General features: G+C 44.2%; 23 protein-coding genes. 13 read left to right on the plus strand and 10 right to left on the minus strand.

Translation table 11 applies throughout. From position 1 onward, the window contains the following. Positions 1-38: 38 nt before the first annotated feature. The 4 genes from sucC (at position 39) to KV201_RS02645 (ending at position 3,516) form a co-directional block, all read left to right on the plus strand. Positions 39-1,205 (plus strand): ADP-forming succinate--CoA ligase subunit beta, encoded by a 1,167-nt coding sequence (gene sucC / locus KV201_RS02630; protein WP_006081976.1) that lies wholly within the window; start codon positions 39-41, stop codon positions 1,203-1,205. Beyond that, positions 1,205-2,077 (plus strand): succinate--CoA ligase subunit alpha, encoded by an 873-nt coding sequence (gene sucD / locus KV201_RS02635; RefSeq protein ID WP_006081975.1) that lies wholly within the window; start codon positions 1,205-1,207, stop codon positions 2,075-2,077. Before sucC ends, sucD begins: the two co-directional genes overlap by 1 nt. A 424-nt stretch (positions 2,078-2,501) precedes the next feature. Next, on the plus strand, positions 2,502-2,909 hold the full coding sequence (gene rnk / locus KV201_RS02640; protein WP_006081974.1) for a nucleoside diphosphate kinase regulator: 408 nt from the start codon (positions 2,502-2,504) through the stop codon (positions 2,907-2,909). Positions 2,910-3,018: 109 nt separating this feature from the next. After that, the gene (locus tag KV201_RS02645) at positions 3,019-3,516 is read left to right on the plus strand and encodes a GNAT family N-acetyltransferase (protein WP_012587458.1); all 498 of its coding nucleotides are present in this window, start codon (positions 3,019-3,021) and stop codon (positions 3,514-3,516) included. Positions 3,517-3,597: 81 nt separating this feature from the next. On the opposite strand, the gene fur is transcribed toward KV201_RS02645, so the two are convergent. Further along, the gene (gene fur / locus KV201_RS02650) at positions 3,598-4,029 is read right to left on the minus strand and encodes a ferric iron uptake transcriptional regulator (protein ID WP_006081972.1); all 432 of its coding nucleotides are present in this window, start codon (positions 4,027-4,029) and stop codon (positions 3,598-3,600) included. A 257-nt stretch (positions 4,030-4,286) separates the two neighbouring features. On the opposite strand from fur, the gene cobB reads away from it, so the two are divergent. From cobB to corA, 4 genes are all read left to right on the plus strand, one after another. Next, positions 4,287-5,018, plus strand: a complete 732-nt coding sequence (gene cobB, locus KV201_RS02655) for a Sir2 family NAD+-dependent deacetylase (RefSeq protein WP_012587459.1) — start codon at positions 4,287-4,289, stop codon at positions 5,016-5,018. Next, positions 5,015-5,464: an ATP-binding protein gene (locus KV201_RS02660; protein WP_011847022.1), complete on the plus strand. Its 450-nt coding sequence runs from the start codon at positions 5,015-5,017 to the stop codon at positions 5,462-5,464. The genes cobB and KV201_RS02660 overlap by 4 nt, the downstream gene beginning before the upstream one ends. Positions 5,465-5,821: 357 nt before the next feature. Beyond that, positions 5,822-6,193, plus strand: a complete 372-nt coding sequence (locus tag KV201_RS02665) for a hypothetical protein (RefSeq protein ID WP_226058429.1) — start codon at positions 5,822-5,824, stop codon at positions 6,191-6,193. Between the two features lie 126 nt (positions 6,194-6,319). After that, on the plus strand, positions 6,320-7,267 hold the full coding sequence (gene corA, locus KV201_RS02670; protein WP_006081968.1) for a magnesium/cobalt transporter CorA: 948 nt from the start codon (positions 6,320-6,322) through the stop codon (positions 7,265-7,267). A 191-nt stretch (positions 7,268-7,458) separates the two neighbouring features. Here corA and KV201_RS02675 read toward each other — a convergent pair whose 3' ends face one another. Next, positions 7,459-8,721 carry an HD-GYP domain-containing protein gene (locus tag KV201_RS02675; protein WP_226058430.1) on the minus strand — a complete coding sequence of 421 codons (1,263 nt, stop codon included), beginning with the start codon at positions 8,719-8,721 and terminating at the stop codon, positions 7,459-7,461. 118 nt (positions 8,722-8,839) lie between these two features. On the opposite strand from KV201_RS02675, the gene KV201_RS02680 reads away from it, so the two are divergent. Then, positions 8,840-9,535, plus strand: a complete 696-nt coding sequence (locus KV201_RS02680; protein WP_012089410.1) for a 2OG-Fe(II) oxygenase — start codon at positions 8,840-8,842, stop codon at positions 9,533-9,535. 94 nt (positions 9,536-9,629) lie between these two features. Here the strand turns inward: KV201_RS02680 and KV201_RS02685 are convergent, their stop codons facing one another. The 4 genes from KV201_RS02685 to KV201_RS02700 all read right to left on the minus strand — a co-directional run bounded on the left by KV201_RS02685 (position 9,630) and on the right by KV201_RS02700 (position 13,708). Next, positions 9,630-10,979, minus strand: a complete 1,350-nt coding sequence (locus KV201_RS02685; protein WP_226058431.1) for a sensor histidine kinase — start codon at positions 10,977-10,979, stop codon at positions 9,630-9,632. After that, complete coding sequence (locus KV201_RS02690) at positions 10,970-11,644, minus strand: response regulator (protein ID WP_226058432.1); 675 nt, start codon at positions 11,642-11,644, stop codon at positions 10,970-10,972. The genes KV201_RS02685 and KV201_RS02690 overlap by 10 nt, the downstream gene beginning before the upstream one ends. A 187-nt stretch (positions 11,645-11,831) precedes the next feature. Further along, complete coding sequence (locus KV201_RS02695) at positions 11,832-12,191, minus strand: hypothetical protein (protein ID WP_006081963.1); 360 nt, start codon at positions 12,189-12,191, stop codon at positions 11,832-11,834. A 194-nt stretch (positions 12,192-12,385) separates the two neighbouring features. Further along, complete coding sequence (locus tag KV201_RS02700) at positions 12,386-13,708, minus strand: dicarboxylate/amino acid:cation symporter (RefSeq protein ID WP_226058433.1); 1,323 nt, start codon at positions 13,706-13,708, stop codon at positions 12,386-12,388. 222 nt (positions 13,709-13,930) lie between these two features. Here KV201_RS02700 and KV201_RS02705 point away from each other — a divergent pair, with 222 nt between their 5' ends. Further along, positions 13,931-16,480, plus strand: coding sequence for an Ig-like domain-containing protein (locus KV201_RS02705; RefSeq protein WP_226058434.1), 2,550 nt, complete (start codon positions 13,931-13,933; stop codon positions 16,478-16,480). Positions 16,481-16,555: 75 nt separating this feature from the next. Here KV201_RS02705 and astB read toward each other — a convergent pair whose 3' ends face one another. Next, a complete protein-coding gene (gene astB, locus KV201_RS02710; RefSeq protein WP_226058435.1) occupies positions 16,556-17,890 on the minus strand; it encodes an N-succinylarginine dihydrolase in 1,335 nt (444 codons plus the stop codon). Positions 17,891-18,220: 330 nt separating this feature from the next. Between astB and topA the strand changes: the two genes are divergently transcribed. Further along, positions 18,221-20,863, plus strand: a complete 2,643-nt coding sequence (gene topA / locus KV201_RS02715; protein ID WP_006086246.1) for a type I DNA topoisomerase — start codon at positions 18,221-18,223, stop codon at positions 20,861-20,863. A gap of 233 nt (positions 20,864-21,096) precedes the next feature. Here the strand turns inward: topA and zomB are convergent, their stop codons facing one another. Further along, the gene (gene zomB, locus KV201_RS02720; protein ID WP_226058436.1) at positions 21,097-21,876 is read right to left on the minus strand and encodes a flagellar motor control protein ZomB; all 780 of its coding nucleotides are present in this window, start codon (positions 21,874-21,876) and stop codon (positions 21,097-21,099) included. 228 nt (positions 21,877-22,104) lie between these two features. On the opposite strand from zomB, the gene cysB reads away from it, so the two are divergent. Next, complete coding sequence (cysB, locus tag KV201_RS02725; RefSeq protein WP_226058437.1) at positions 22,105-23,088, plus strand: HTH-type transcriptional regulator CysB; 984 nt, start codon at positions 22,105-22,107, stop codon at positions 23,086-23,088. Positions 23,089-23,314: 226 nt separating this feature from the next. Here the strand turns inward: cysB and KV201_RS02730 are convergent, their stop codons facing one another. After that, positions 23,315-23,977: a response regulator transcription factor gene (locus KV201_RS02730; RefSeq protein ID WP_107947867.1), complete on the minus strand. Its 663-nt coding sequence runs from the start codon at positions 23,975-23,977 to the stop codon at positions 23,315-23,317. A gap of 218 nt (positions 23,978-24,195) precedes the next feature. Beyond that, positions 24,196-24,660: an acyl-CoA thioesterase gene (locus KV201_RS02735; protein ID WP_006081955.1), complete on the minus strand. Its 465-nt coding sequence runs from the start codon at positions 24,658-24,660 to the stop codon at positions 24,196-24,198. A gap of 229 nt (positions 24,661-24,889) precedes the next feature. Here KV201_RS02735 and tnpA point away from each other — a divergent pair, with 229 nt between their 5' ends. After that, the gene (gene tnpA / locus KV201_RS02740; protein ID WP_012088248.1) at positions 24,890-25,327 is read left to right on the plus strand and encodes an IS200/IS605-like element ISSod23 family transposase; all 438 of its coding nucleotides are present in this window, start codon (positions 24,890-24,892) and stop codon (positions 25,325-25,327) included. The last annotated feature ends 32 nt before the right edge of the window (positions 25,328-25,359 follow it).

The raw sequence follows: 25,359 nt of genomic DNA on the forward strand, positions 1-25,359 counted from the left end.
CCAGTTGGATTTGATTAGAAGTATACGGATAGATCATCATGAATTTGCATGAGTATCAGGCAAAATCCTTATTTGCCGAATATGGTTTACCAGTGTCAGAAGGTTTTGCATGTGATACAGCCCAAGAAGCTGTAGAAGCGGCAGGCCATATTGGCGGAAATTTATGGGTTGTTAAGTGTCAAGTACACGCAGGCGGCCGCGGTAAAGCGGGTGGCGTTAAAGTCACTGGCGATAAAGAAGAAATCAGAGCCTTTGCCGAACACTGGTTAGGCAAAAATCTGGTGACTTATCAAACTGATGAGAAAGGTCAGCCAGTTGCTAAAATTTTAGTAGAAAGCTGCACCGACATCGCTAACGAACTGTACCTAGGTGCCGTTGTTGACCGCGCGACTCGTCGCGTCGTGTTCATGGCGTCGACTGAAGGTGGTGTTGAAATTGAGAAAGTGGCAGAAGAAACGCCAGAACTCATCCACACTGCAATCATCGATCCTTTGACTGGTCCACAAGGTTATCAAGCACGTGATCTTGGCTTCAAGTTAGGTTTAAACCCAACTCAAATGAAGCAGTTCACTAAGATTTTCATGGGTCTGGCGACTATGTTCGTTGATCATGATTTCGCATTGCTTGAAATCAACCCACTGGTTATTACCACTGAAGGCAACCTACACTGCCTAGACGGTAAAATCGGTATCGACGGTAATGCACTTTATCGTCAACCAAAAATCAAAGGCATGCACGATCCATCACAGGATGATGCCCGCGAAGCTCACGCTGCTAAGTTCGAGCTGAACTACGTTGCATTAGACGGTAACGTTGGCTGTATGGTGAACGGTGCTGGTCTTGCGATGGGTACTATGGATATCGTTAACTTGCACGGTGGCAAGCCAGCGAACTTCTTAGACGTAGGCGGCGGCGCGACGAAAGAACGTGTAGCTGAAGCATTCAAAATCATTCTGTCTGACAGCAATGTGAAAGCGGTTCTGGTTAACATTTTCGGCGGTATCGTACGTTGTGACATGATCGCAGAAGGTATTATCGGCGCAGTTAAAGAAGTGGGCGTTAAAGTACCTGTTGTGGTTCGTTTAGAAGGTACTAACGCTGAACTTGGCCGTGAAGTATTAGCTAAATCAGGTCTTGATATCATTGCAGCTACCAGTCTGACTGACGCGGCTGAGCAAGTTGTTAAAGCTGCGGAGGGCAAATAATGTCTGTCTTAATCAATAAAGATACCAAGGTAATTTGCCAAGGTTTCACTGGCGGTCAAGGTACATTCCACTCACAACAAGCTATCGATTACGGTACGCAAATGGTGGGCGGTGTGTCTCCTGGTAAAGGCGGTCAAACTCACTTAGGTCTGCCAGTGTTTAACACTGTGAAAGACGCTGTTGCTGCGACTGGCGCGACTGCTTCTGTGATCTATGTACCGGCTCCTTTCTGTAAAGATGCCATTCTTGAAGCTATCGACGGTGGCATTGAGCTTATCGTTTGTATCACTGAAGGCATTCCTACACTGGACATGCTGCAAGTTAAAGTGAAGCTTGAAGAAACTGGCGTTCGCATGATCGGCCCTAACTGCCCAGGTGTTATCACCCCAGGTGAATGTAAGATCGGCATCATGCCAGGTCACATCCACTTAAAAGGCAAAGTGGGTATCGTTTCTCGTTCAGGTACTCTGACCTATGAAGCGGTTAAGCAAACGACTGATGAAGGTTTCGGCCAATCTACTTGCGTAGGTATCGGTGGTGACCCAATTCCAGGTACTAACTTCATCGACGTATTGGAAATGTTCCAAAACGATCCACAGACTGAAGCGATCGTGATGATCGGTGAAATCGGTGGTAACGCTGAAGAAGATGCGGCTGCTTACATCAAAGCACACGTGACTAAGCCTGTTGTGTCTTACATTGCTGGTGTAACTGCACCTGCTGGTAAGCGTATGGGCCACGCTGGCGCGATTATCGCTGGCGGTAAAGGTACTGCAGAAGACAAATTTGCTGCATTAGAAGCAGCTGGCGTGACGACTGTCCGCTCGCTAGCTGATATCGGCAAAGCGCTGCGTATTCGTACAGGTTGGTAAGCTAACCTTACGATGATAAAAGGCGCCTAAGGCGCCTTTTTTATTGGCTGTAAAATACTAATCGGATTGTGATAGGTATAAGTTGCAAAACACAGTAAATGATAGGAATGGGATTGAGCTAACACCATGAAGACTAGATATTTTTTCTTCTACGGGTTAGATTGATGCTTCTCTGCTCGGCAGTCGCCTGCGCCATGGGCGAGCATAGCGTGAGTAGAGCCATTAACCATGAGCCAAGTGCTTATGGCTTCAGTGCTGTTTCTGCAAAATATCTTGAATTCAAATTTATATCACACGGTTGCAGCCTTTCGCTGTGAGCGTATTTGTATTATGGGGCTTACCGCATTGGGGGAGGGTAAGCCACTGAGTCGATGTTAGCCACAGTAACGGCTTGAACATCACGTTTCTTTACGAGGGAAAGACTGTGAAAACACCTAAAATCATTATTTCGGAAATCGACTTAGAAAGACTAGAGCGATTATTAGAGTCACTGCCGGCAAATGCGTTTCCGGGCAAAGCGGCATTGGAGGCTGAATTAGACAGAGCCGATATCGTGCCTGCGTCGCAGATGCCAGCGAATGTGGTGACCATGAATTCGGAAGTGAAATTTAGCGTTTCATCCAGTAATGAGACTTTCTGTTTACGGTTAGTGTATCCAAAAGACGTAAACGGCGCGGGCACGATTTCTATTTTGGCGCCAGTGGGGAGCGCATTATTAGGGCTGTCACAAGGCGATGAGATTGAATGGCCAGGCCCTGGTGGTTCCATGGTAAAAGTGCGTATTGAAGAAATATTGTATCAGCCTGAGCGCAGCGGTGATTTTCACCGTTAAGATTTATATATTGGATATACACTGGCGTAGTGTCGTTGACCTTACGCCAGTGATCACCATGCTAACGATTGAGTGATGCGTCAAGCGATCCATTTTTGAAGGAGTAAAGATGATAACCCAAACTGAACGGTTAATTATTCGGCCATTTACCGAGCAAGATTGTGAAGCCCTGTATTTGATGAACAGTAATCCGGCGATGCTGAAATACATTCCCTCTGCCGCTTTTACGTCTCGCGAGCAGGCGGTTGAGTTATTTCATAAGGTGATCCAAGGCGATTATCAGCAACATGGTTTTGGCCGTTGGGCGGTAGAACACAAAGCCGACAAGCGTGTGATCGGATTTTGTGGTCCGAAATTTATCCCAGAATTTAATGAAGTCGAGTTAGGTTATCGTTATTTCCCTGAGTATTGGGGTACTGGGATTGGTACAGAGGCTGCATCCGCTGCATTAGCCGAATTTAAGCGCTTTGGGATTGAGCAGACGATTGCACTTATCTTAGAAGGGAATCTCGGCTCCGAAGGCGTGGCTAAGCGCGTCGGCATGCACTGGCGTGAGCAAAATGAGTTTATGGGGCATAAAGTGAATATCTACGCCAAGGTGTTATAGCGGCTTGCCTGTTCACATCGTCCAATAAAAAACCAGCCTCTGGCTGGTTTTTTGTGTCAAGCTGATGAAAGCTGAAGTCGACTAAGCGTCGTTATGCTCACAGGTATCATTGGTGCAAGTGCCATACAAATATAGGCTGTGATTTGTCAGCTTAATATTGTGTTTCATGGCTATTTCATCTTGACGACGTTCAATCATATCATCAGAAAATTCAATTACTTTGCCACATGATAGGCAAACTAAGTGATCATGATGATGCTGAGTCGAGAGTTCGAAAACGGCTTTACCGCTTTCAAAATGGTGACGACTGACAATACCTGCATCATCAAATTGGTTTAACACACGGTAGACGGTGGCTAGACCAATTTCTTCACCCAAATCGAGCAGCTTCTTGTACAAATCTTCTGCGCTGATATGTTGGTTTTCAGGCCCTTGCATCAGTTCTAGGATCTTGACTCGTGGCAGGGTAATTTTCAAACCCGCTTTTTTTAGCGCTTGATTTCCATCTGTCATTGCTAATCTCTTGATTGCAGAACCAATAGGTTCATCCGTGGATAGTGTTTGCCATTATAGGGGCTCAGGTTGAAAACTTAAACCTTTGTTCTGGCTTTATGGGGCGATATGCAGATAAATTGTGTCAATAGGCGTTAAATCACAATATTTTACGGCAATTCAAGCATAGTTTTTGTATGGTTATACCAAGGAATAATATTCACGGCCGCCAAAGTCAGTGAGAATAATTCAAATAAATAAAATAATAAGGAATCGGCATGTACCAGCAAATTGTGGTGTTAACCGGCGCAGGGATCTCTGCTGAGTCGGGATTACGCACCTTTCGCGATCAAGATGGTCTGTGGGAAGAACATCATATTGAAGACGTGGCTACGCCAGAAGGGTATGAACGTGATGCTGAGCTGGTGGAACGCTTTTACAATAGTCGTTGGCAGCAATTGCACAGTGGCACAGTTGAGCCCAATGCGGCGCACCTTGCCTTGGCAAAGTTAGAGGCAGAATTTCAAGGCCAGTTATTGATCGTGACCCAGAATATTGATGATTTGCATGAGCGTGCGGGTTCACGTCGATTACTGCATATGCATGGCGAGCTATCTAAAGGGCGCTGCCCGCGCTCACGTCAGACCTTTATTCTGCGTGAGCCTTTTGGTGTCGATAATTGTTGTACCTGCTGTATTCCTGCCCAGCGTTTACGCCCCCATGTGGTATGGTTTGGCGAAATGCCCTTAGGGATGGATCGTATCCACGATGCGCTGGATAACTGCGACTTGTTTATTGCCATTGGCACCTCTGGTACTGTGTATCCTGCCGCGGGCTTTGTGGATACCGCTAATCATCACGGTGCGCAAACGGTTGAAGTAAATATGATGGCACCCGATAGACACAGTCAGTTTCAATACCATCTGACTGGCAAAGCGGGGGAGTTAGTGCCTCAGTTGGTCGAGACTATTTTAGCGGGCCGAGTGATTGGCAGTGAGTCGAACACATGAGTGATAAAATCGCGATAATTATGCGTGGTTTACCGGGCAGTGGTAAGTCACATTGGGTTGAAACTTATATCTTTTCTCTTCCTTTAGAAAAAGCCATTGGCGTGCGCCAACGCGGCGTATTTTCGACCGATAGTTTTTTCTATCACCAAGATGAATACCGCTTCGATGCCAAGAAGTTACCTGAGTACCATCAATGTAATTTGACGGGGTTTATTCAGGCGCTGTCTTCAGGCGAGCCTGTGGTGATTTGTGACAACACTAATTTGTGCCGCTGGGAATACATGGCCTATGAAGCGGCGGCAAAAGCCTTAGGTTATCAAGTCCGAATTATGCTGATAGGCGAACCGAGCAATCCTGCTCATCAGTTGGAATGCGCAAAACGTAATCGTCATGGCGTGCCTTTGGCGCAAATTCAACGTATGGCAAAGGTATTTGAGGATTTTTAATCTAAGTGGCTTATCATCATGAGTGCCGTGACGCTTTTGTCGCAGTAAATCTGATTAGGCCCTTTACTTTACCTATGGCCTGCGATGTTTTCGTACTGTCACTTTTCGTCCTGTAACAAGGCTGTTGTACGCTGTTTCAAACCATTGCTTTTGCATAATGTCACTCACCATTTTCCTTCTCTCTTTGACCATGAGCCTTAAGCTTGATCCCAAAGACAGTTTATCCACTTAAGTCAGCGTATGATGGCCAATGTATAATGCGCGAACTTATGTGTGGCATTGACGAGTTAATGCTCGATTGTAGTTGGCATTATATTAATTATTGCGCGCAGACTAAGTACATCAAAGGAAGGGGCCATGCTCACTAAAATTTTACTGACAGTCTTAGTCATTGCTGGCGCTTGGTTTTTGCTGATGAAGCGCCAGCGACAAATTGTGCCTCAGGCCGCGAATATCAGCACTAAACGTTTAAATGAATCCCTGTGGCGTCGTTATTTACTCACAGGCGTGTTTGTGGTGCTCGGACTGAGCGTGCTCAGTTATAGTGTTTGGTATTGGCGCGATCAGCACAAAATAGTCACGGTAAGAATCGTGTCACCCAATACCGACAATAACGGCGAGTATCGCGTGCGCAAAGGCGATATTTCAGATTCGAAAATGGTGACGCTCGATGGCATCCATATTCGCTTTTCGACCCAAGAACGGCTGGCAATCATCGAGACCGACTAAGGCATATTTATTTTACTAAATTATCTTTCGCGCCTTTTCATTGCCAACTTATGCGGTAAACTAGCGACAATTTTTTAGCCTGCACTTAAGTGGGATCGTTAACTTAAGTTTTTTTCAGGAGGACAAATGATTACTGCTTATGTGTATGAAAATCGTCACCTTACCGTGACAGAGCTCGGCATACTGGACAGTATTCCCGCATCGACCATTTGGTTAGATCTGTATAAACCCGATGATTCGGAGCGAGAATGGTTAAGTCATTTTTCTGTTGAAGAAGTGCCTGACGAAGAAGATATCAATGAAATTGAGGCCTCGGCACGTTTTTATCAAAACAGCGATGGCCTGCATATCAATTCGTTATTCCCCCAGCGTGTCGGCCAAGATGTGCGTGGCGTTAACGTGTCCTTCAACCTTCGCACCAATTTTTTACTGACAATCCGTGAAGAAGACGTGGGTCTTATCCGCTTGCTGCGTAACTATTTACGTTTGGGCCGGTTAGATGTGTCGACGCCGCAGGAACTGTTTCTCGAATTATTTAATCTGAAAGTGGATTATCTGTCTGACTTAATCGAAGACGTTTACACAGTTCTCGAAAATGTCGGTGAGCAAGTATTTGATAACGATGAGCTTGATGATGTATTTAAGCTTATCACTCTGCAAGAGGACTCCAATGGTAAAATCCGTTTGAGTTTGCTCGATACCCAGCGTTCACTGCGTTATATGCAGCGTTACTATCGTGGCCAGCTATCCGATGAGCACTTAAAGGACTTGCGGGAAATGTTGTCGGATATCGAGTCGCTGATGCCCCACAGTCAGTTTATTTTCGATAAGTTAAACTTTTTGCTTGATGCGGCCATGGGTTTCAGTGGTCTGCAACAAAACAAAATCATTAAAATATTCTCGGTTGCCGCTGTGGTGTTTCTACCGCCGACCCTGATTGCCAGTAGTTATGGGATGAACTTTACCAGTATGCCTGAGCTTGAGTGGCAATACGGTTACCCGATGGCGATTGTGATGATGTTAGCCAGTGCCGCCGGTACTTACTTCTTCTTTAAGCGCAAGCATTGGTTATAAGTCAGGCGCTAGTAGCGTTGGTTTCTCAAATTAAAAAATAAGGGTCGAATGCAATATTCGACCCCTTCTTTTTATCACTGCTATTTAATCACGTTTATTCAATGGCTTTTACCAACGAGTTTGACTCGATGACTTTGATTAAATGCGTGAAATCCGTTAGGCATGAATCGCTATGCCGGTTAACTAATCAGCTATTTACGACTATCACCGCCAAAGTAGTAACTTACTCGTTCGCGGGGATTCAGGTACTCGTGGACCTTTTCGGGAAGCGCCGCAGGCGGTAAGCAGCGCACTATGCTGATCCCTTCAATCTCTAAATCAACGATAGGCGCTTGATCTTTAGGGACTAACGCATCGTAAACCAATAACTTAGGGCATAGCAGCTTGCTTAAGTTAACTGACATCACCATGGCATATTGACCGCTGGATAATTCCACCACACTGCCAGGAGGATAAATGCCTAACATCTTGATCATCTTGCCAATATATTCTTGATTGAGCTTAGTCTTGTATTGCTTGTACAAATGCCCCAGAGCGGCATAGGGCATTCTGGCTTTGCCCTGTTGGCTTGGGTAACACAGGGAATCATATTCGTTCACTACCGCAATCAGTTGCGATACTTTGTCTAACGCCTCTTCCTTTAAGCCTTTGGGATAACCACTGCCATCGAGACACTCGTGGTGATTGGTGATGGGAGCCAAGGCCGCTTGGGGGAAATTATCGGCTAATTTGAGCAGTTCTATCCCAAGTAACGGATGCTGCTTGATGAAATTAAGCTCTGGCGCTGACCAAGGGGTCGATTTTTTAAGAATTTGTGGTGGGACTTTTAATTTACCCACGTCGTGGAATAGGGCACTGAGACCTACTGTTTCAATCTCACTTCTATCCCATTCGAGTTCTTTGGCGATCAACATAGAAAGAATTGCGACGTTCAAAGAATGGTAGTAAATGCTTTCATCTTGCTTAGCATCGCTCATTAAGTGCAGCACTAAGTTATCTGAGTTGAGCAGCTGCTCGACTATGGTGTGCACCAAATCTTTAGCGTCATCGACCGCATTTAAGGGGCGATTACGCAGCTTAGAGATAAGGCTGCGCATCATGGCGACCGAGCGGGTAAAGTTTTGCTCGGTTTTATGAATGTCGCGGCGTAATTTCTTTTGCACTTCGATTTGTTCGGCCTTGTACTGATCCATGTCGTTTTTAAGCACATTGATCTCAGCACTTGGCGGTAATTTGATTGGGTTGACCGCATCAGCATGTATCGGGGCGACTTCACTGCGTTCTAAATCGACGATGACATGTTCGATGCCCAGATTTTTAATCAACTCGATTTGCGCAGCTTGTTTAATATGAAAGCTACTGAATAAAAAGGGGTGATCTTTCCAAGCCACGGGCAAACGCACAAAGTTGCCGACTTGAAGTTGATGGACTGAGACTTTACAGCTTTTTTTCATATTCTTGTTATCGTGAAGCCTAATGTGGGTTATTTTATCTCAATGATGCTGCTTTACAATTACTTAACTAACATGTCAGCATAGTAAGCCTAGAAAGTAGCCAATCCATTGAGGAAGTATGGACTTTATTGAAGTATACCCTAATGCGTTGCCAAACGACTTGTGTGACCGTCTCATTCTGGCATTTGAGCAACATGCTGGCGTTGTCGACGGACAAACGGGCAATGGCGTTGATCTGGAGAAGAAGATCAGCCGCGATTTGACCTTAGATAGTTTCGCCGACTTGCAGCCCCTCAGAAACGAACTCTTAGGTTATACCTTAAAGGGCGCGGTAGATTATTTCACAAAGTATTCAATGGCGTTAATGGGCGCGGTCGCTGTGTCTGTGAGTGATGCACAAGGCCAACCTGTAACGCTAACCCCTGCTAATTTTGCAGCGCTGGGTGCGCCTAGAGCCGATGGTTTAGTCAAGTATTTGTATCGCAGTGGCAGTATTAATGTTCAAAAGTATCAGCAGAATAAAGGCGGTTATCCCCACTGGCATTCGGAGCAATTCCCGCAAAATGGTCACAATGAAGCCTTGCATCGCGTCGTGCTTTATATGTTTTATTTAAATGATGTGGAAGCGGGCGGTGAAACCGAATTTTATTATCAGCAGCGTAAAATTTCCCCGAAAAAAGGCACTATGGTGATAGCACCTGCGGGATTCACTCATACGCATAGGGGTAATAAACCTGTGAGTGGTGACAAATACATTGCCACCTCTTGGATCATGTTCAATCGAGCAGAGCAGTTATACGCTGTGATTGCCTGATAAGTATGAGTATCCACATAGTTACACATCCTTGTTTTAACTATTTGTATTTGGTTATTTTGTATTTAGCCTTTGTTGTGAGTTATCCCTGTCCTTAAACAGGGATACTGATCCTAAATAGTGCACCTTCTAAGCGGCTTTCCTCTATTTTTAAACTACCACCGTAGCTGTGAACGATTTCATCACAGACGGCTAATCCGATACCTTGTCCTGGTGACTGGGTATCGGCCCGCACGCCGCGTTGGATAATCTTTTGTCTTAGGCTTTCTTCGACACCTGGGCCATCATCCTCGACAATAAGTTCAAACTCACCTTGTGAACTAATCTTAGCTGATACATGCACTTGGCTGATACATAAGCGGAAAGCGTTTTCCATCAGGTTGCCACACAGCTCCATCAAGTCGCCCTTGTTGCCGGGAAACATCAAGGAGGGAGGAATGCTCGCCGAGAACTGTACTTGCTTATCGCGGTAAATTTTAAATAACATTTGCGCTAATTGATCGACTAAGGGCGCAATCACAGTCTGTTCTTGCTTCAGGCCTTGGCGGCCTAACATGGCGCGTTTTAATTGATATTTGACCAGCTGATCCATCTGGCTGACCTGTTCCATGATCTTTTCGCTCGCCGATTGTTTACTCAAACTGGCGTCATCTGTGATGGCATGCACAGCCGCTAAGCGGGTCTTAAGACTGTGGGCTAAGTCGTTCATGGCATTTTGATAGCGCTGTTGTTGGGCGCTCGATTGTTGCAGCATTTGGTTGAGTGCTTGAGTTACCCCTTCGAGCTCAACAGGATAACCCTCTGAAAGTGATTTACTCTTCCCTTGGTTAATCGATTGCAGTTCATTCTGCATTCGTACTAAGGGTCGCATTCCCCAATAGGCGGCGCTGACCAATAGAATTAACGCTAAGGCTAATACCATGGCGAGTCGAATATAAGTGCGTTTACTGAACTTACTGTATTCCTGCTCGAGTTTGGCGGCATCTTTGAGGACGAGCAGGTTGTAATGTACGCTAGCAATTTCCACCGCGAGCAGATAGACGAAGTAACCTCTGTCATCGGCCATAGTAAGATAATAGGGCGGGGAGTCGTTGCGAATTTCGTTAAAACGCTCGCAAGTATCAAATAAACCACGGTCTACTGCGAGGGATGAAGTCCAAACTTGTTTGAATTTTTCATCGCAACTCGCAATCACATAGCGTTCTTGCTTATTATTTTCTTCCAGCCACGCACTGGTATCGGGGATGAGGTCGTGCTCCCGCAATTCGGCGGCGACTTGGGGAATTTCGGCAATGAGTTGTGCGGTTTCTTCGTTATAGCTATTTTGCGCATGCAGAATATTCACCATCCATGCGAGACCAAAACCCACTAAGGCAATAATCGATAGCGAGGTGAGAAACATCCGCGTCAGTAGACGTTTCTTAAATTTTAATCTTAGTTGCATGGCAGGTTAAATTTATATCCTTGGCCGCGAATGGTGACGATGGGATTGTCTATCCCATCGCGGGTCAATTTTTTACGCAGGCGGCTGACCATCACTTCAATCGTATTCGGATCGCCTTCTTTATCGCCGTAAATCACATCGAGCAAACGTTGTTTGGCAACCACCTCGTGGCAATGACGCATTAAATATTCGAGGATCAAATATTCAAAGGCAGTGACTTCCATGATTTCATCGCTCAGGGTGACTTGTTTGGCGGCGAGATCAAGTTTTAATTCTCCACTGCAAATCACAGGTTTAACAAAACCTGCGCTGCGGCGTACTAAGGCATCGAGCCTAGCGACGAGTTCTTCTTTTTGAAAGGGCTTGACTAAATAGTCATCGGCACCAGCATTAAGGCCTTCGACCTTATCCTGCCAATTAACTCGGGCGGTGAGGATTAATATCGGCGCTTTAAGACCCGCTTCTCTGAGTTGTTCAATTAAGCTAATGCCATCTTGATCGGGTAAACCTAAATCGACAATAGCCACATCGATGGGATAATTCGTGGCTTGATAGAAACCTTCTTTGGCAGTGAGCGCCACTTGAACTTGATTGCCGAGATCGCTTAATTGCACTTTTAAGTGGTGGGATAAAATAGGATTGTCTTCAACAACCAAAATTCTCATAATATACATGCCTTAAAGTGGATGAGCTAAGCCTTAGTTAGCAAAGCAGTCTACGCAAAATCACACTGATAACCAAATAGAGTATCAGCATATCTTAGTTGAACTTAACCTTTGCTGACCGAGCAAAACGTGTGGTCAAAATAAGTACTCATTTATTGTTGAATAAGAAAGTTTTACTGATGGATTGCTAGCGTATCGGTGAATTTCCCCAAGGAGACTTTTGTTTTCTGATCCGCAAAATACCGTTACCACAGATAATTGCACCTAAGGTAAATAACATCACCGCCATCATAATCAAAGATAATCTTAACCAAGGCGCTTCTTGCGCTAAACGCACTTGTATCACTTCGATCGTCGTAACGCCCCAGACGGCAAAGACACTCACAAATAATAAAGTTTGTAATAAACGCAGTAAGTAAACCGAGTTAAAGAATAAAACTAAGGGCGCAATTGCAAAGGGAATGGCAAAGCTAATTTGTTCATATCGTACAAAGTGGGCACACAATAGCCAGCAAGCTATCAGGATCCAAAGACTTCTCCACCACATTTATTTAGCTCCATTTAACGTATTAAGATAGTAAAAACAATGTAGCTAAAAACAAACTGCCATACTATTGGCATGTTCACATTTTGCTAATTGTAGAAAAATTAATTGGGCTAAGTACAGATAAAAGTGTAAACAAAAAGTGCAAACAAAAACGCCCAACACAGAGGCTGGGCGTGATGGGTATTTAACTAAGGCTAGTTAGAGCTATTTGAATGATGAACTTGCTCATCAAAATTTCTAGCAACCTTACCCGCTTGAGTGTCGTTAAACACTTGCTCGTTAAATTCACCTTCAGATTTCGCAATGACCACGGTCGCCACACAATCACCGGTGACGTTTACTGCGGTACGTACCATGTCGAGTAGGCGATCAACACCGATAATCAGTGCAATACCTTCAACCGGTAAGCCAACTTGATTCAATACCATGGCCAGCATGATAAGTCCGACACCCGGAACGCCTGCGGTACCAATTGATGCCAATGTCGCTGTCACAACAACGGCGGCATAATCGGTGAGCGAGAGTTCAATGCCAAAAACCTGGGCGATAAACACTGTGGCCACACCTTGCATGATTGCAGTGCCATCCATGTTAATGGTTGCACCTAACGGGAGCGTAAAGGCGGCAATCTTATTATCGACACCTAATCTATGCTCAGAGGCTTCTATGGTAATCGGTAAAGTGGCATTTGAACTTGCTGTTGAAAAAGCAAACAGCTGCACATCACGCATTTTACGAATGAAAATAAAGGGATTGAGGCCTGAGAAAAGTTTTAGAAGTGTAGGGTAAACAATAAATGCATGGACCAGTAAAACACCGAGAACCACGAAGAAATATTTAACTACGCTACCAAAGGTTTCTAAACCGAGCGTTAATGCAAGTTTTGCCATCAGCGCAAACACACCATAAGGTGCAAGCTGCATGATCAGTGTCACGACGCGCATGATGACTTCATTTAAATCTTCAAACAAAGCCGCAACGCGTTTACCTCTCTCACCAATATGGGCAATAGCAAAGCCAAAAATCACCGCAAAAATAATGATTTGCAGCATATTGCCTTCACTCAATGCTTGCATCGGATTGGTGGGGACGATATTGATAATCACGCTTGAAAGACTTGGCGCTTCTTTGGCGATGTACTCCATTTTCTCTGTAGCCAGTGAAGCGTTCCCAGGATGTATAAGGACTGCACTGACAATCGCAACCACGAGAGCAATAGCGGTGGTGAATAAATAGAAAGCGAGGGTTTTGCCCCCTAAACGGCCCAATTTTGAAGGCTCACTCAGTGAGCAAGTTCCACAGACTAGTGAAATAAAGACTAAAGGAACCACTAACATTTTTAAGCTGGAGATGAAAATGGTGCCGATAACATGTAAGAAACCTTCGGTAATATAGTCTTTTACGATATCGCTTTCTGGAAAGGTATTGCGTAGTAGGAGACCTAAGGCAATACCTGTTCCCATACCGATCAGAATTTTACTTGTAAGGCCGAGTTTATTTTTTATCGAAATTGCCATGGGGAGTCCTGTGTGTTTTTTATACATTCTATTTTTTGGCGCTCACAAGACTAGCAAGAAAACGGCGAAGATGAAATGACAAATAGCGTTAAAGTATTTGTGTTATTTGTGAGATAAAATAAGGTTCTAGTGAGTAAAATTGGTGAAAATTGTGTAATGTTAGCCTATAAGTAATAAGCGTCTAGCTTAAGTATTATCATCAGAGTAACAGGGAGCCTGACAATGAAGTCAGCGTATAAGGTTTTTCTCGCAGGATTTTGTTCGCTTTTATTAATTGCATGTGGAGGTGGAGGCAGCATCTCCAATGATGGTTCCGGCATCACGCCATCTGATATTTATAGCATCAAGCTGGAGCTCGTAAATTCTAGTGGTCAATCAATAACTGAAGTATCAAATGCTATTCCTGGCAAATTGAATGCGACACTAACCAAAAATTCAAGTGCGTTTTCTGGTGCGAGAATAGTCTTCAGTATTGATGGTCAAGGGGTGCTAACTCCTGATAATGGAGTCACAGATCCTGAAGGTAAAGTTTCGATCAATGTGTTGCCTGGAAATATTTTGGGTTCAGGGACAATCACTGCAACATATTCTCCTTCAGGTGTCAGTGCTGTTACTAAGGAAATCTCCTTTAACACTAAAGGAGATGGTGGTGCCGCTACTGGTGGTGTTCAGATGAGCTTAATGCTGACCGATTCATCCGGTACGGCTATTCAGAGCATTACTTCGACAACTCCAGGCGTATTAACGGCAACTGTGACTGGTTTATCGAAAGCTGCCATTGTCACTTTCGAAAGTACTGTTGGTGATTTACCAGTAAAAACGGCAATCACAGATTCAAATGGTAAAGCCAGTGTGACTTTATATGCTGGCAGTTCAATAAATGCGGGTACTGCAACGGCTTCATTAAGTTCTGGTGAATCTGATTTGATAGCGTTTAGTATTGGAGCCACTAACGTTGTTATGGGCAGTGGTTCGCCCTTTGTATCCGGAAAAGCCGATGTCAGTGCCGCAACATTATCTGCTGGCGGGACCGCTACAGTTTCAGTGTTATTGCAGGATAGCGATGGTAATCCTTTCACCGAACCTGTAGATGTCAAGTTTTCATCTACCTGTGCTAACAAAGCAACGCCTGAAGCTGTGCTGAGTACCCCTGTAACCGCAGTTGGTGGTCAAGCGATCAGTACCTATCTTGCTAAGGGATGCTCTGGAGATGACCCTATAACTGTAACAGCTGATGTGGGTGGTAAGACGCTTTCTGCAACGGGTACGATCAATGTATTATCCGCTAGTGTGGGTAGCATAGTCTTCCTCGATGCGAACCCTAAAAATATTGGTATAAAAGGTACGGGTGGCATAGAGTCATCGACATTACGCTTTAAAGTGCTCGATACCAATAACAATCCAGTTGCTAATAAAACGGTTAATTTCACTTTGAATAACCAGTCCTCGGCGGGAGCGAAAGTAAACCCATCGAGTGCAACTTCGAACAGTGAAGGGATTGTACAGACTGTAGTGAATTCAGGAACTATTGCTGAAACAGTTAGGGTGACAGCGACTATCGTAGGTTCATCAATTTCGAGCCAGTCGAATTTATTGGTTGTTTCTACAGGGAAACCTGATCAGGACAGTTTCTCGTTATCTGCAACGGTATTAAACGTTGAAGGTTGGCAATACGATGGTGCAGAAGTCACTATTACAGCCCGTTTAGCCGATGCCTTTAATAACCCTGTGCCAGATGGTACTGCTGTTTACTTTACTGCTGAAGGTGGTTCAATTGAAAGCTCATGTACCACAAATAAAGGTGTCTGTTCTGTTGTTTGGATTAGCCAATTACCGAGGCCTATTGGCTCGAACATTGGTTTCTTCGATATCAATGGAATACAACAGAAAGATCCTTCGGCTATTCTCGAAGAAGAGGAAAATCTTGTAGGCGATAAGTATTATGGCAATAAGTTTGGTCAACCTTATGGCGGACGAGTAACAATTACAGCTACTGCGATTGGTGAGGAGTCATTTCCTGATTTAAACAGTAATAATATTCTTGATACTTTGCAAGAGTTTAAGTTGTTCAGGGGCACTGTTGTTGCGGAAGGTAATGTTACTTGTGGACGTGATAATACCGGTGATTGCTATAACTTGAGCGATGCTTTTGTAGACCATAATGAGGATGGAATTTACACTCCTTATTACATAAACAAGCTTGAAATGTCTGAGCCATCGGGTGAACGGGAAACTCTTTTAGATTTCTCTTCAGGCTCCTCCAATACCTCAGGCGTTTTTGACGAAGCAGATAATGGTTATAACGGGGTGTTATGTGATTCTGCTCAATCTACTGAAATAATTTGTAGTGAGCAAAAATCAATTTATGTTCGCCGTTCACTTGTGCTTGTTATGTCAGGTAGTGACGCTATAGCAACGAGAACTGCAAATGTGGGAGTTGTAGATAATCTTGCTGGTAATGGTCAGATTGATATCGCTATCAAAGGTACAGCTTCAGTGCAATTTACTATTTCTGATATCAATAACCAGCAAATGCCAGCGGGCACTGTAGTGAGTTTTAAAGCTACTGGTGCAACAGTCACGAGTTCAGCAAGTTACACTTGGCCAAGCACTAATTACAATGGCGGACGTGAGTTTGTGGTCAGCTTAAAAGGCGGTGAGCAAGCCGATTCTGGTAACTTTATCGTAACTGCCACAACCCCAGGTATCAGCGGTTCAGGTATTGAAGGTACAACGACTGAAGTACTGAATATCCCGATTGTTGTAAAATAAATTTAAACTGTACTCAGTATTCTAAATAAAAAATAAGGTGCTAATAGCACCTTATTTTTTCATGTAAAACTGAATCTATCGCTGGAACTGATATGCACTTCCTAGTTTCATGATTTGCGTTAGCTCATCTAATGCTGTACGTGATTCGATGATTAGCTGAGGGTCAGCAAGATCTTGGGTGGTTAATCTGTCACGGTAATGTTTGTCTACCCAAAGGTTTAAACGCGCAAATAAGGCATCATTCATTAATGTGTGTTGATTTACTGCCGCGACTTCCATCTCATTCATCGCAACACGTAAACGCAGGCAGGCGGGACCGCCGCCGTTTTGCATGCTTTGTTTTACGTCGAAGTAAAGCACTTGCTTAATGGGGGTGTTTAGTGTCAGTAGTTCATTTAAATAGGTAAATACTGCGGGATTTTCTTGGCAATCGGTTGGGGCAATAATGGCCATTTCACCAGAGGGAAGCGTAATAATTTGGGTATTGAATAAATAGCTTTTGACTGCGTCGTTAATTGCCACTTTAGCGGTAGGCACTTCAATGAAATACAGTTCGGTATCGAGCTTACGTTTAATTTCATCAATTTTATGTTGGGTATTTAAGAAGGCTTGTTCATGATAGAACAGCACATTCTGGTTACCGACTGCGATAACATCGTTATGGAATACACCTTGATCAATGACATCAGGATTCTGCTGGATGAAGACGCAATTATCCTCTTCAAGCTGATGTAAGCGTGCCACTGCCATCGATGCCTCTAAGGTTTGTCTTGCTGGATACTTTTGCGGTTTAGGCGCATTGGGATTGGTGGCTTCTTGTCCATAAACGAACAATTCTACACCTGCATGGCCGTACTCGTTGCATAGCCGAGTGTGGTTCGCCGCACCTTCATCACCGAAGCTATTATGCTCAGGTAAGTGACTATGGTGATGAAAATAGTGGGGATCACTGAAAGTTGCTGTTAATATGCGCCCCGTTGTGAGGGGCTCGATGCTGCGATGCAGTTTATCGACTAAATTTGCTGGGGTGAAATGCAGTTTGCCGTCACGCGTATCTGCACTTGGTGAGACAGTTGCGGCATTGGCAGTCCACATACTGGACGCACTGCAGCAGGCATTAAGCAGCATAGGCGCTTCTTTCACAGCCTGTTTTAATACATTGGCGTCAGAGCCGGAAAATCCAATTCGGCGCAATGTATAGAGGTCTGGGCGCTCTTGAGGGGCTAACATACCTTGAACCATGCCCATATCGGCAAGTGCTTTGGCTTTTTGGAGTCCTTGTTTCGCAGCAGCTTTGGGGTTGGAAACTAAGGCGGCATTGCTGAGCGAGGCGACATTGCCAAAAGACAACCCTGCGTAATTGTGTGTTGGTCCAACGAGTCCATCAAAATTCGCTTCAAAGTGCTTCATTGCTTATCCTTGTGATAGGGAAAGTTATTATTTGTTCATATGGTCCCTGAGGGAACCCAGTATACTGAAGCTTTTCGAGTGCACAAGCGGACGGTTTTGTGCTCAAAGCGACTTTTTCACGATAAATGCATAACTATTTCTTGCTTGCTGGCAAATAATGAAATATTAGTTTTTAATTACGCATATTATATTTTTACATTTTTTCAACTTTGATTAAAAAGTGACTCGCTGGTACATATAAAAGAGGGATTAACTTGAAACTATCAGTACAACCCTCTATATATGGTGCCAATTTCCACCTTCTTGAGATTTTTTGGCGCAAATTAAACTATGGGTAAATCGCTAGTTATTGTCGAATCACCGGCCAAAGCTAAGACTATTAATAAATATCTTGGCAAAGAATTCATCGTTAAATCGAGCGTAGGTCACATCCGTGATCTGCCGACATCATCGACTTCAGAAGGCAATGAAAAGGTTAAATCCGCTGCCGAAGTTAAGAAAATGTCGCCAGAAGAAAAAGCTCAATATAAAAAGGTGAAAGATCAGCAAGCGCTGGTGTCTCGCATGGGCGTAAACCCTGAAAAGGGCTGGGCGGCTAAGTATCAAATTTTGCCGGGCAAAGAAAAGGTCGTTAAAGAGCTACAGGCACTTGCCGATTCTGCCGACCAAATCTATCTCGCAACCGACTTAGACCGTGAGGGAGAAGCTATCGCCTGGCATTTGCAAGAGGTGATTGGCGGTGATCCTTCACGGTATCAACGTGTAGTTTTCAACGAAATTACTAAGTCTGCGATTCAAGATGCTTTTAGCAAGCCTTCAACGCTCGACACTAACATGGTTAATGCCCAGCAAGCCCGTCGCTTCTTAGACAGAGTTGTCGGTTTTATGGTGTCGCCACTGCTGTGGAAAAAAGTCGCTCGCGGTTTATCCGCTGGCCGAGTGCAGTCGGTTGCTGTTCGCTTAGTGGTTGAACGTGAAAGCGAAATTAAAGCCTTTGTACCGGAAGAGTTTTGGGATGTACATGCAGAGCTGAGTACGCCAGCCCAAGAAGCCTTGCGGATGGAAGTGGTTAAGCATTTAGATGCGGCCTTTAATCCCATTAATGAACAGCAAGCGATGGCGGCGGTTCAAGCGTTATCGGCGGCGAGTTTTACCGTGCTGGCCCGCGAAGACAAAGCGACTCAAAGCAAACCTTCTGCGCCCTTTATTACGTCGACATTACAACAGGCGGCGAGTACGCGCTTAGGTTTCGGTGTGAAGAAGACCATGATGATGGCTCAGCGACTTTATGAAGCTGGTCATATCACTTATATGCGTACCGACTCGACCAATTTGAGTCAAGAAGCCGTTGAAAACTTGCGTGATATGATTGCCAAAGAGTTTGGTGATAAATATCTACCCGCTGAACCCATTCGTTATGGTTCTAAGGAAGGCGCACAAGAGGCTCACGAAGCGATTCGTCCATCGAACGTTCATGTCCAAGCGGCGACCTTATCGGACATGGAGCGTGATGCTCAGCGCCTATATGAGCTGATTTGGCGTCAGTTTGTCTCGTGTCAGATGACGCCAGCCCAATATGATGCCACTAAGTTGACCGTAAAAGCGGGTGACTATGAGCTCAAAGCAACGGGACGTACTTTACGTTTTGATGGTTGGACTCGCGTACAAACAGCACTCAAGAAGAAAAACGAAGAAGACAATACGTTGCCATTTGTGGCACAAGGTGATGTATTAGCGTTAAAAGAGTTGCAACCTAAACAACACTTTACTAAACCGCCTGCACGATATAGCGAAGCTTCTTTAGTTAAAGAATTAGAAAAACGCGGTATTGGCCGCCCATCGACCTATGCAACTATTATTTCAACGATTCAAGATCGGGGTTATGTAAAAGTTGAGAATCGTCGTTTTTATGCCGAAAAAATGGGCGAAATTGTCAGCGAGCGATTAGTCGGCAGTTTTGCTGATTTAATGAGCTATGACTTTACCGCCAGTATGGAGCAAACATTAGACGATGTGGCTCGCGGCGAATTAGATTGGAAAAAAGTGCTCGATGGCTTCTATGCTGACTTTACTAAGCAATTAGAAAAAGCGGAGTTGGATCCCGAAGAAGGTGGCATGCGTCTTAACCAAATGGTGATGACGGATATCAAGTGCCCAACCTGTGGTCGCCCTATGGGTATTCGTACGGGAACAACCGGTGTTTTCCTGGGTTGCTCTGGTTACGAATTACCTCCCAAAGAGCGCTGTAAGACAACGATGAACCTTACGCCTGGCGTTGAGGCGATTAGCGAAAACAGTGAAGATGCCGAGACTGATGCACTGCGTGCGAAGCACCGCTGTAGTATTTGCGGCACAGCGATGGACAGTTACCTAATTGATGAGAAGCGTAAGCTACACGTCTGTGGTAACAACCCGATTTGTGAAGGCTATGAAGTCGAAGAAGGCCAATTCAAGATCAAAGGCTATGAAGGTCCGCTGATTGAGTGTGATCGCTGTGGCCACGACATGGAACTGAAAAACGGCCGTTTTGGTAAGTATTTTGGTTGTACCAATAGCGAATGTAAAAATACGCGTAAATTACTCAAGAACGGTGAGGCTGCGCCACCAAAAGAAGATCCTATCTATTTGCCTGATCTGAAATGCAGCAAATCGGATGCCCATTTCGTATTACGTGATGGTGCAGCAGGGATCTTCTTAGCGGCCAGTACCTTCCCTAAATCAAGGGAAACCCGTGCACCTCTGGTTGAGGAACTGGTTCAATACCGCGAGCTGCTGTGGCCTAAGTATCAATATTTAGCCGATGCGCCCGTCACTGATGACGAAGGCAATAAGGCTGCGGTGAAGTTTAGTCGTAAGACGAAAGAGCAATACGTTGCGACTGAAGTTGACGGTAAAGCCACTGGTTGGTCAGCGCATTACGTTAATGGTAAGTGGGTGAGTGAGACTACCAAGAAAGCCAAGAAAAGCGCATAGCGGTGGATTAAGCTAGCTTAACGCCAAGAGAATAACAAAAAAGCCAAGTCAATGATGACTTGGCTTTTTTGTCTCGATTTTCTTTAGAGACTGATTTTTTGCGGCAGATAATGAGCCAAAAATGTTGCTCGCTTTACTCGCACTCACTCACCACGCCCAATAACGCTGAAGAACGAGTGGAAGACGTGCCGCTAATTCAACTTAAAGGTAAGCAGTAAGCAAATAGTAACTGATCACCATTTCTTTTTCGGTTGAAACAGCATGTCGATATCATCTTCTTCATTTTTAGGTCTAGGTGCACTGGGTTCAGATTGTTTTTGTGCGCCCATAATCTCATCAAGTAATTGTTTAGCCTCATCCACTTTACGACCAATGAAAGGGTCATTAGGTGTTTGTGCTTTAATAGCGTGCAATGTCGATAGTGCTTTGGTCACCATTTGTTTTGATGACCCATATTGCTTCATAAAACTGGCCGCTCTTGCACGGGAAAGCATGGAATCAACATTGATCCTGAGCTGTAAACTGTCGATACGACTTTCTTCCTGAGCAAAAATGCTCGGGTCGACTTTCCCTTTATTATGTTCGGCTCTGAGTATCGCCTTGAGTTTTTTTAAGGTTTGAACTAGCGCTAAAATTTGTTTGTCGTTATCGGGTAGTCTGAAATTCTCAATCGGTGGTGTTTGAGGCTGACTAGACTGCAGGGTTATTACTTGATTGTTAATGTCGGCTAGGCGGCGCTGGTAATCAGACTGTTGCTGACTATTACCAATTGCTGTCGCAGCCTGCAAAGCATCTTGCACGCGACGATACAAAACCAACACAATATTCGTGCTACAAGGCATCATCCCTGTGTTTGATAACACAGCTTCGGTTTCATCGATAATTGCTCTTTGACGGGCAAATTCAATGCGCCGCTCAGCCTCTGCGCGTTCTTTTTGTTGTTGTAATACGTTAATTCCGATAACAAGCAGTAAAAGCGCACCGATGAGGATCAGAACCAAGGTGAATGACATAGATGTTCCATTATTTATCCAATTGAGCTAATGCTACAATAAATCAATAAACTAGCATAGTTATCTTAGCCTAGGTTATCATTTCTGTCGTATGAATCTGCAGACTTGTGCTCTATATTCCTATTTGCTTTAAGTTTTACTATATACTATAACGATTGATTATAGCTGAGAGTGCTTTGAGGGCTCAGTTGTTAATGGCATTTTGCGTGTTCGAGATAAGGAAATAAGATGAAACTGCAACAACTCAGGTATATTGCTGAGGTCGTAAAACATAACCTCAATGTATCGGCGACAGCTGAAAACTTGTATACCTCTCAACCTGGGATCAGTAAACAAGTTCGCATGCTTGAAGATGAGTTGGGGATCCAAATATTTGGTCGTAGCGGTAAGCACTTAACCCATGTCACACCTGCAGGTTTGCAAGTGATCAGCATTGCCAATGATATCTTGGGTAAAGTTGAGAGCATTAAAAAAGTTTCTGAGGAATATACTAAGCCCGATCAAGGCGAGTTAAATATTTCCACAACAGACACTCAGGCGCGCTATGCATTGCCGACGATCATTCGCCAGTTTATTGATCGCTACCCTAAAGTGAACTTGCATATGCATCAGGGGACGCCGTCGCAGATCAGCGAACAGACGGCTCGCGGTGATGCGGATTTCGCCATTGCGACTGAAGCAATGCATTTGTATTCCGACTTGATTATGTTGCCTTGTTATCATTGGAATCGCTCCATCGTCGTTCCTAAAGATCATCCCCTTGCGACCCGTAGCCCAAATAATTTGATTAGCATCGAAGATTTAGCGCGCTTCCCCTTAGTGACCTATGTCTTTGGTTTTGACCGAGCCTCTGAAATTGAGAAAGCGTTCAATCGCGCCAACTTAGAGCCGCGTGTTGTTTTTAGTGCGACCAGTGCCGATGTGTTGAAAACCTATGTCCGTTTAGGATTAGGTGTGGGCGTCATCGCCTCTATGGCGATTGACCCTAATGTCGATAAAGATTTAGTTGCGATTGATGCTGGCCATTTGTTTGCCCACAGTACGACTAAAATTGGCTTCAGGAAGGGCAGCTTCTTGCGCAGTTATATGTATGATTTTATTCAGCACTTTGCGCCGCATTTAACCCGTGACGTGGTGGAGAAAGCTGTCGCCTTACGGGATCAACAGCTTATTGATGAAATGTTTGCCGATAAAAATCTTCCAATGCGTTAATTGGCCATAATTTACTGACATAAAAATGCCGCTAATATAAGCGGCATTTTTATGGAATAATGTTTAGCTGAAACTTCATTTATAAATCAAGGTATTAAACCTTAGTGCTTAAATCTAATCCCTTAAATCTAGGTGCTTAAATTTAGGTAATAAAAACAATAGCCATGTGGCATTCATAAAGCATAAACATGCATCAAGCTCATCACACATCCTAAGATGTATGCAGTTAAGATAAATCGACTTTATCCATCTCAAGCTGAGCAAGTGCTATGACGGCTTGTGTACGGTTACGAACGCCCAGTTTTCTAAAAATGGCAGTCGCGTGCGCTTTTATGGTCGCTTCAGACACGCCAAGATCGTAGGCAATTTGCTTATTTAACAAACCTTCGGCAAACATCTGCAACACTTTATATTGCTGCGGCGTGAGATCGGATAATTTGCTGGCCATTTTATCAACGGCATCGTCATTGATAGAAATAATCTCAGTGCCTTTAGGTAGCCAAATATCACCAAATAACACCGCACTCAGTGCATCTTTAAGGGTTTCCATCGAGGCCGATTTAGGAATAAAACCACTGCTGCCATAATGAATCGCACGGCTAATGGTATTGATATCCTCGTGTGCAGAAATCACTACCACGGGTAAATCGGGATAATGTGAGCGTAGGTGAATAAGTGTGGAGTAGCCGTGGGAACCGGGCATCTGCAAATCTAACAGTACAAGATCGTAATCGACGCTACGGACATCCAACACAGATTGCAGTGCGTCAGCACTGTCGGCTTCAAACCATTGTGCATGCTCAAACGCTGTGGTCAGTGCTTGACGTAGTGCATTTCTGAACAATGGGTGATCGTCTGCGATAATAATATTTAAGTTTTCTAGCTTCATGGCTTTTATGATTATGTTCGGTGCGCGTGAAGATTGAACTCAATGTAACAGAAAAGTAATCAAGGATCCTATTGCTTTATTCATGAATAAGGACAAAATTTTGATATGTTTCTGGTTGTTAGACTTTGGTCGGTGTTTTGCAAAATAGATTCGAATCGCACGATAGTAATGAAAAGCCCGAGATAACGGGCCGTTCTATCTCTTTAAAACGTCTAAAATTACTCGTATGTCCACACTTGAGTGGGATTTCGTTGTTCGTCAACCGCAACAAAGGTGAACACCCCGCGTATAGCATGCTCTCGGTGATCTTGATACATGTCTTCGACATAGATGTTCACTTCAACTTTCAATGAAGTGTTACCTACATGGATCACCCGCGCGATCAGTTCGGCTAATGTGCCTGCGGGGATCGGTTTTTTAAAATCGATTCTGTCGGAACTCACTGTTACTAAGGTTTTACGGCAAAAACGAGTTGCAGCAATAAAGGCCGTTTCATCCATCCACGCTAAAGCTTCGCCACCAAATAACGTATTGTGATGGTTGGTGATGGATGGAAATACCGCTTTGATTACCCGCGCTTCAGAGGAGTCGATTCGCGTTTGAATCGCTTCAGGAAATTGTGCTTCAGGGGTTTCGGTTCGTGAGGTATTTTCGGTGTTTGGAGAAATGGGCGTAAGCGACATACAGCAACCTAAGGTAATGCAGCAAATAAGGCAGAATTATAGAGATTTTTAATTCTTAAAGATAGAAAACCACTTCACTTTGAGCCTCTAGCAGATTTTATTGTCGGTTTATTGTCATCCCAAAACCACCGCCTCTGGCGGTGGTGATTGTTCCTTGAGGCTATAGCCTGAATTACGCCCATGCTAAAAGAGACTTCTTATTCACCACAAGTAAGAGGAAACGAAAAGCATGGGCGATTATAGAAGTTCATCACATGTTTATTGGCGTTGCAAATATCATATTGTTTGGACTCCGAAGTACCGTTTTAAAATTTTAAAAGGAAACCTTGGTAAGGAGTTATATAGGTCAATTTATATCCTTTGCAATATGAAGGGTTGTGAGGTTTTAGAATTAAACGTTCAGATAGACCACGTTCACTTGGTAGTCATAATCCCGCCGAAGCTGTCAGTATCAACGCTGATGGGAGTATTGAAAGGAAGAAGTGCGATAAGGCTATTCAATAAATTCCCCCATGTACGTAAAAAGCTATGGGGCAATAGCTTTTGGGCCAGAGGTTATTTTGTAGATACAGTAGGGGTTAATGAAGAAATCATTAGACGATATGTGCGCCATCAAGATAAACAAGATCAGGAACATGAGGCTCAATTGTCGTTGCAGATGATGTAGGTTCTTGGAATAGCCCCTTCCAGGGGCAAGTC

It is taken from the genome of Shewanella sp. SR1 (assembly GCF_020447145.1).
GTDB classification, from domain to species: Bacteria; Pseudomonadota; Gammaproteobacteria; order Enterobacterales; family Shewanellaceae; genus Shewanella; species Shewanella baltica.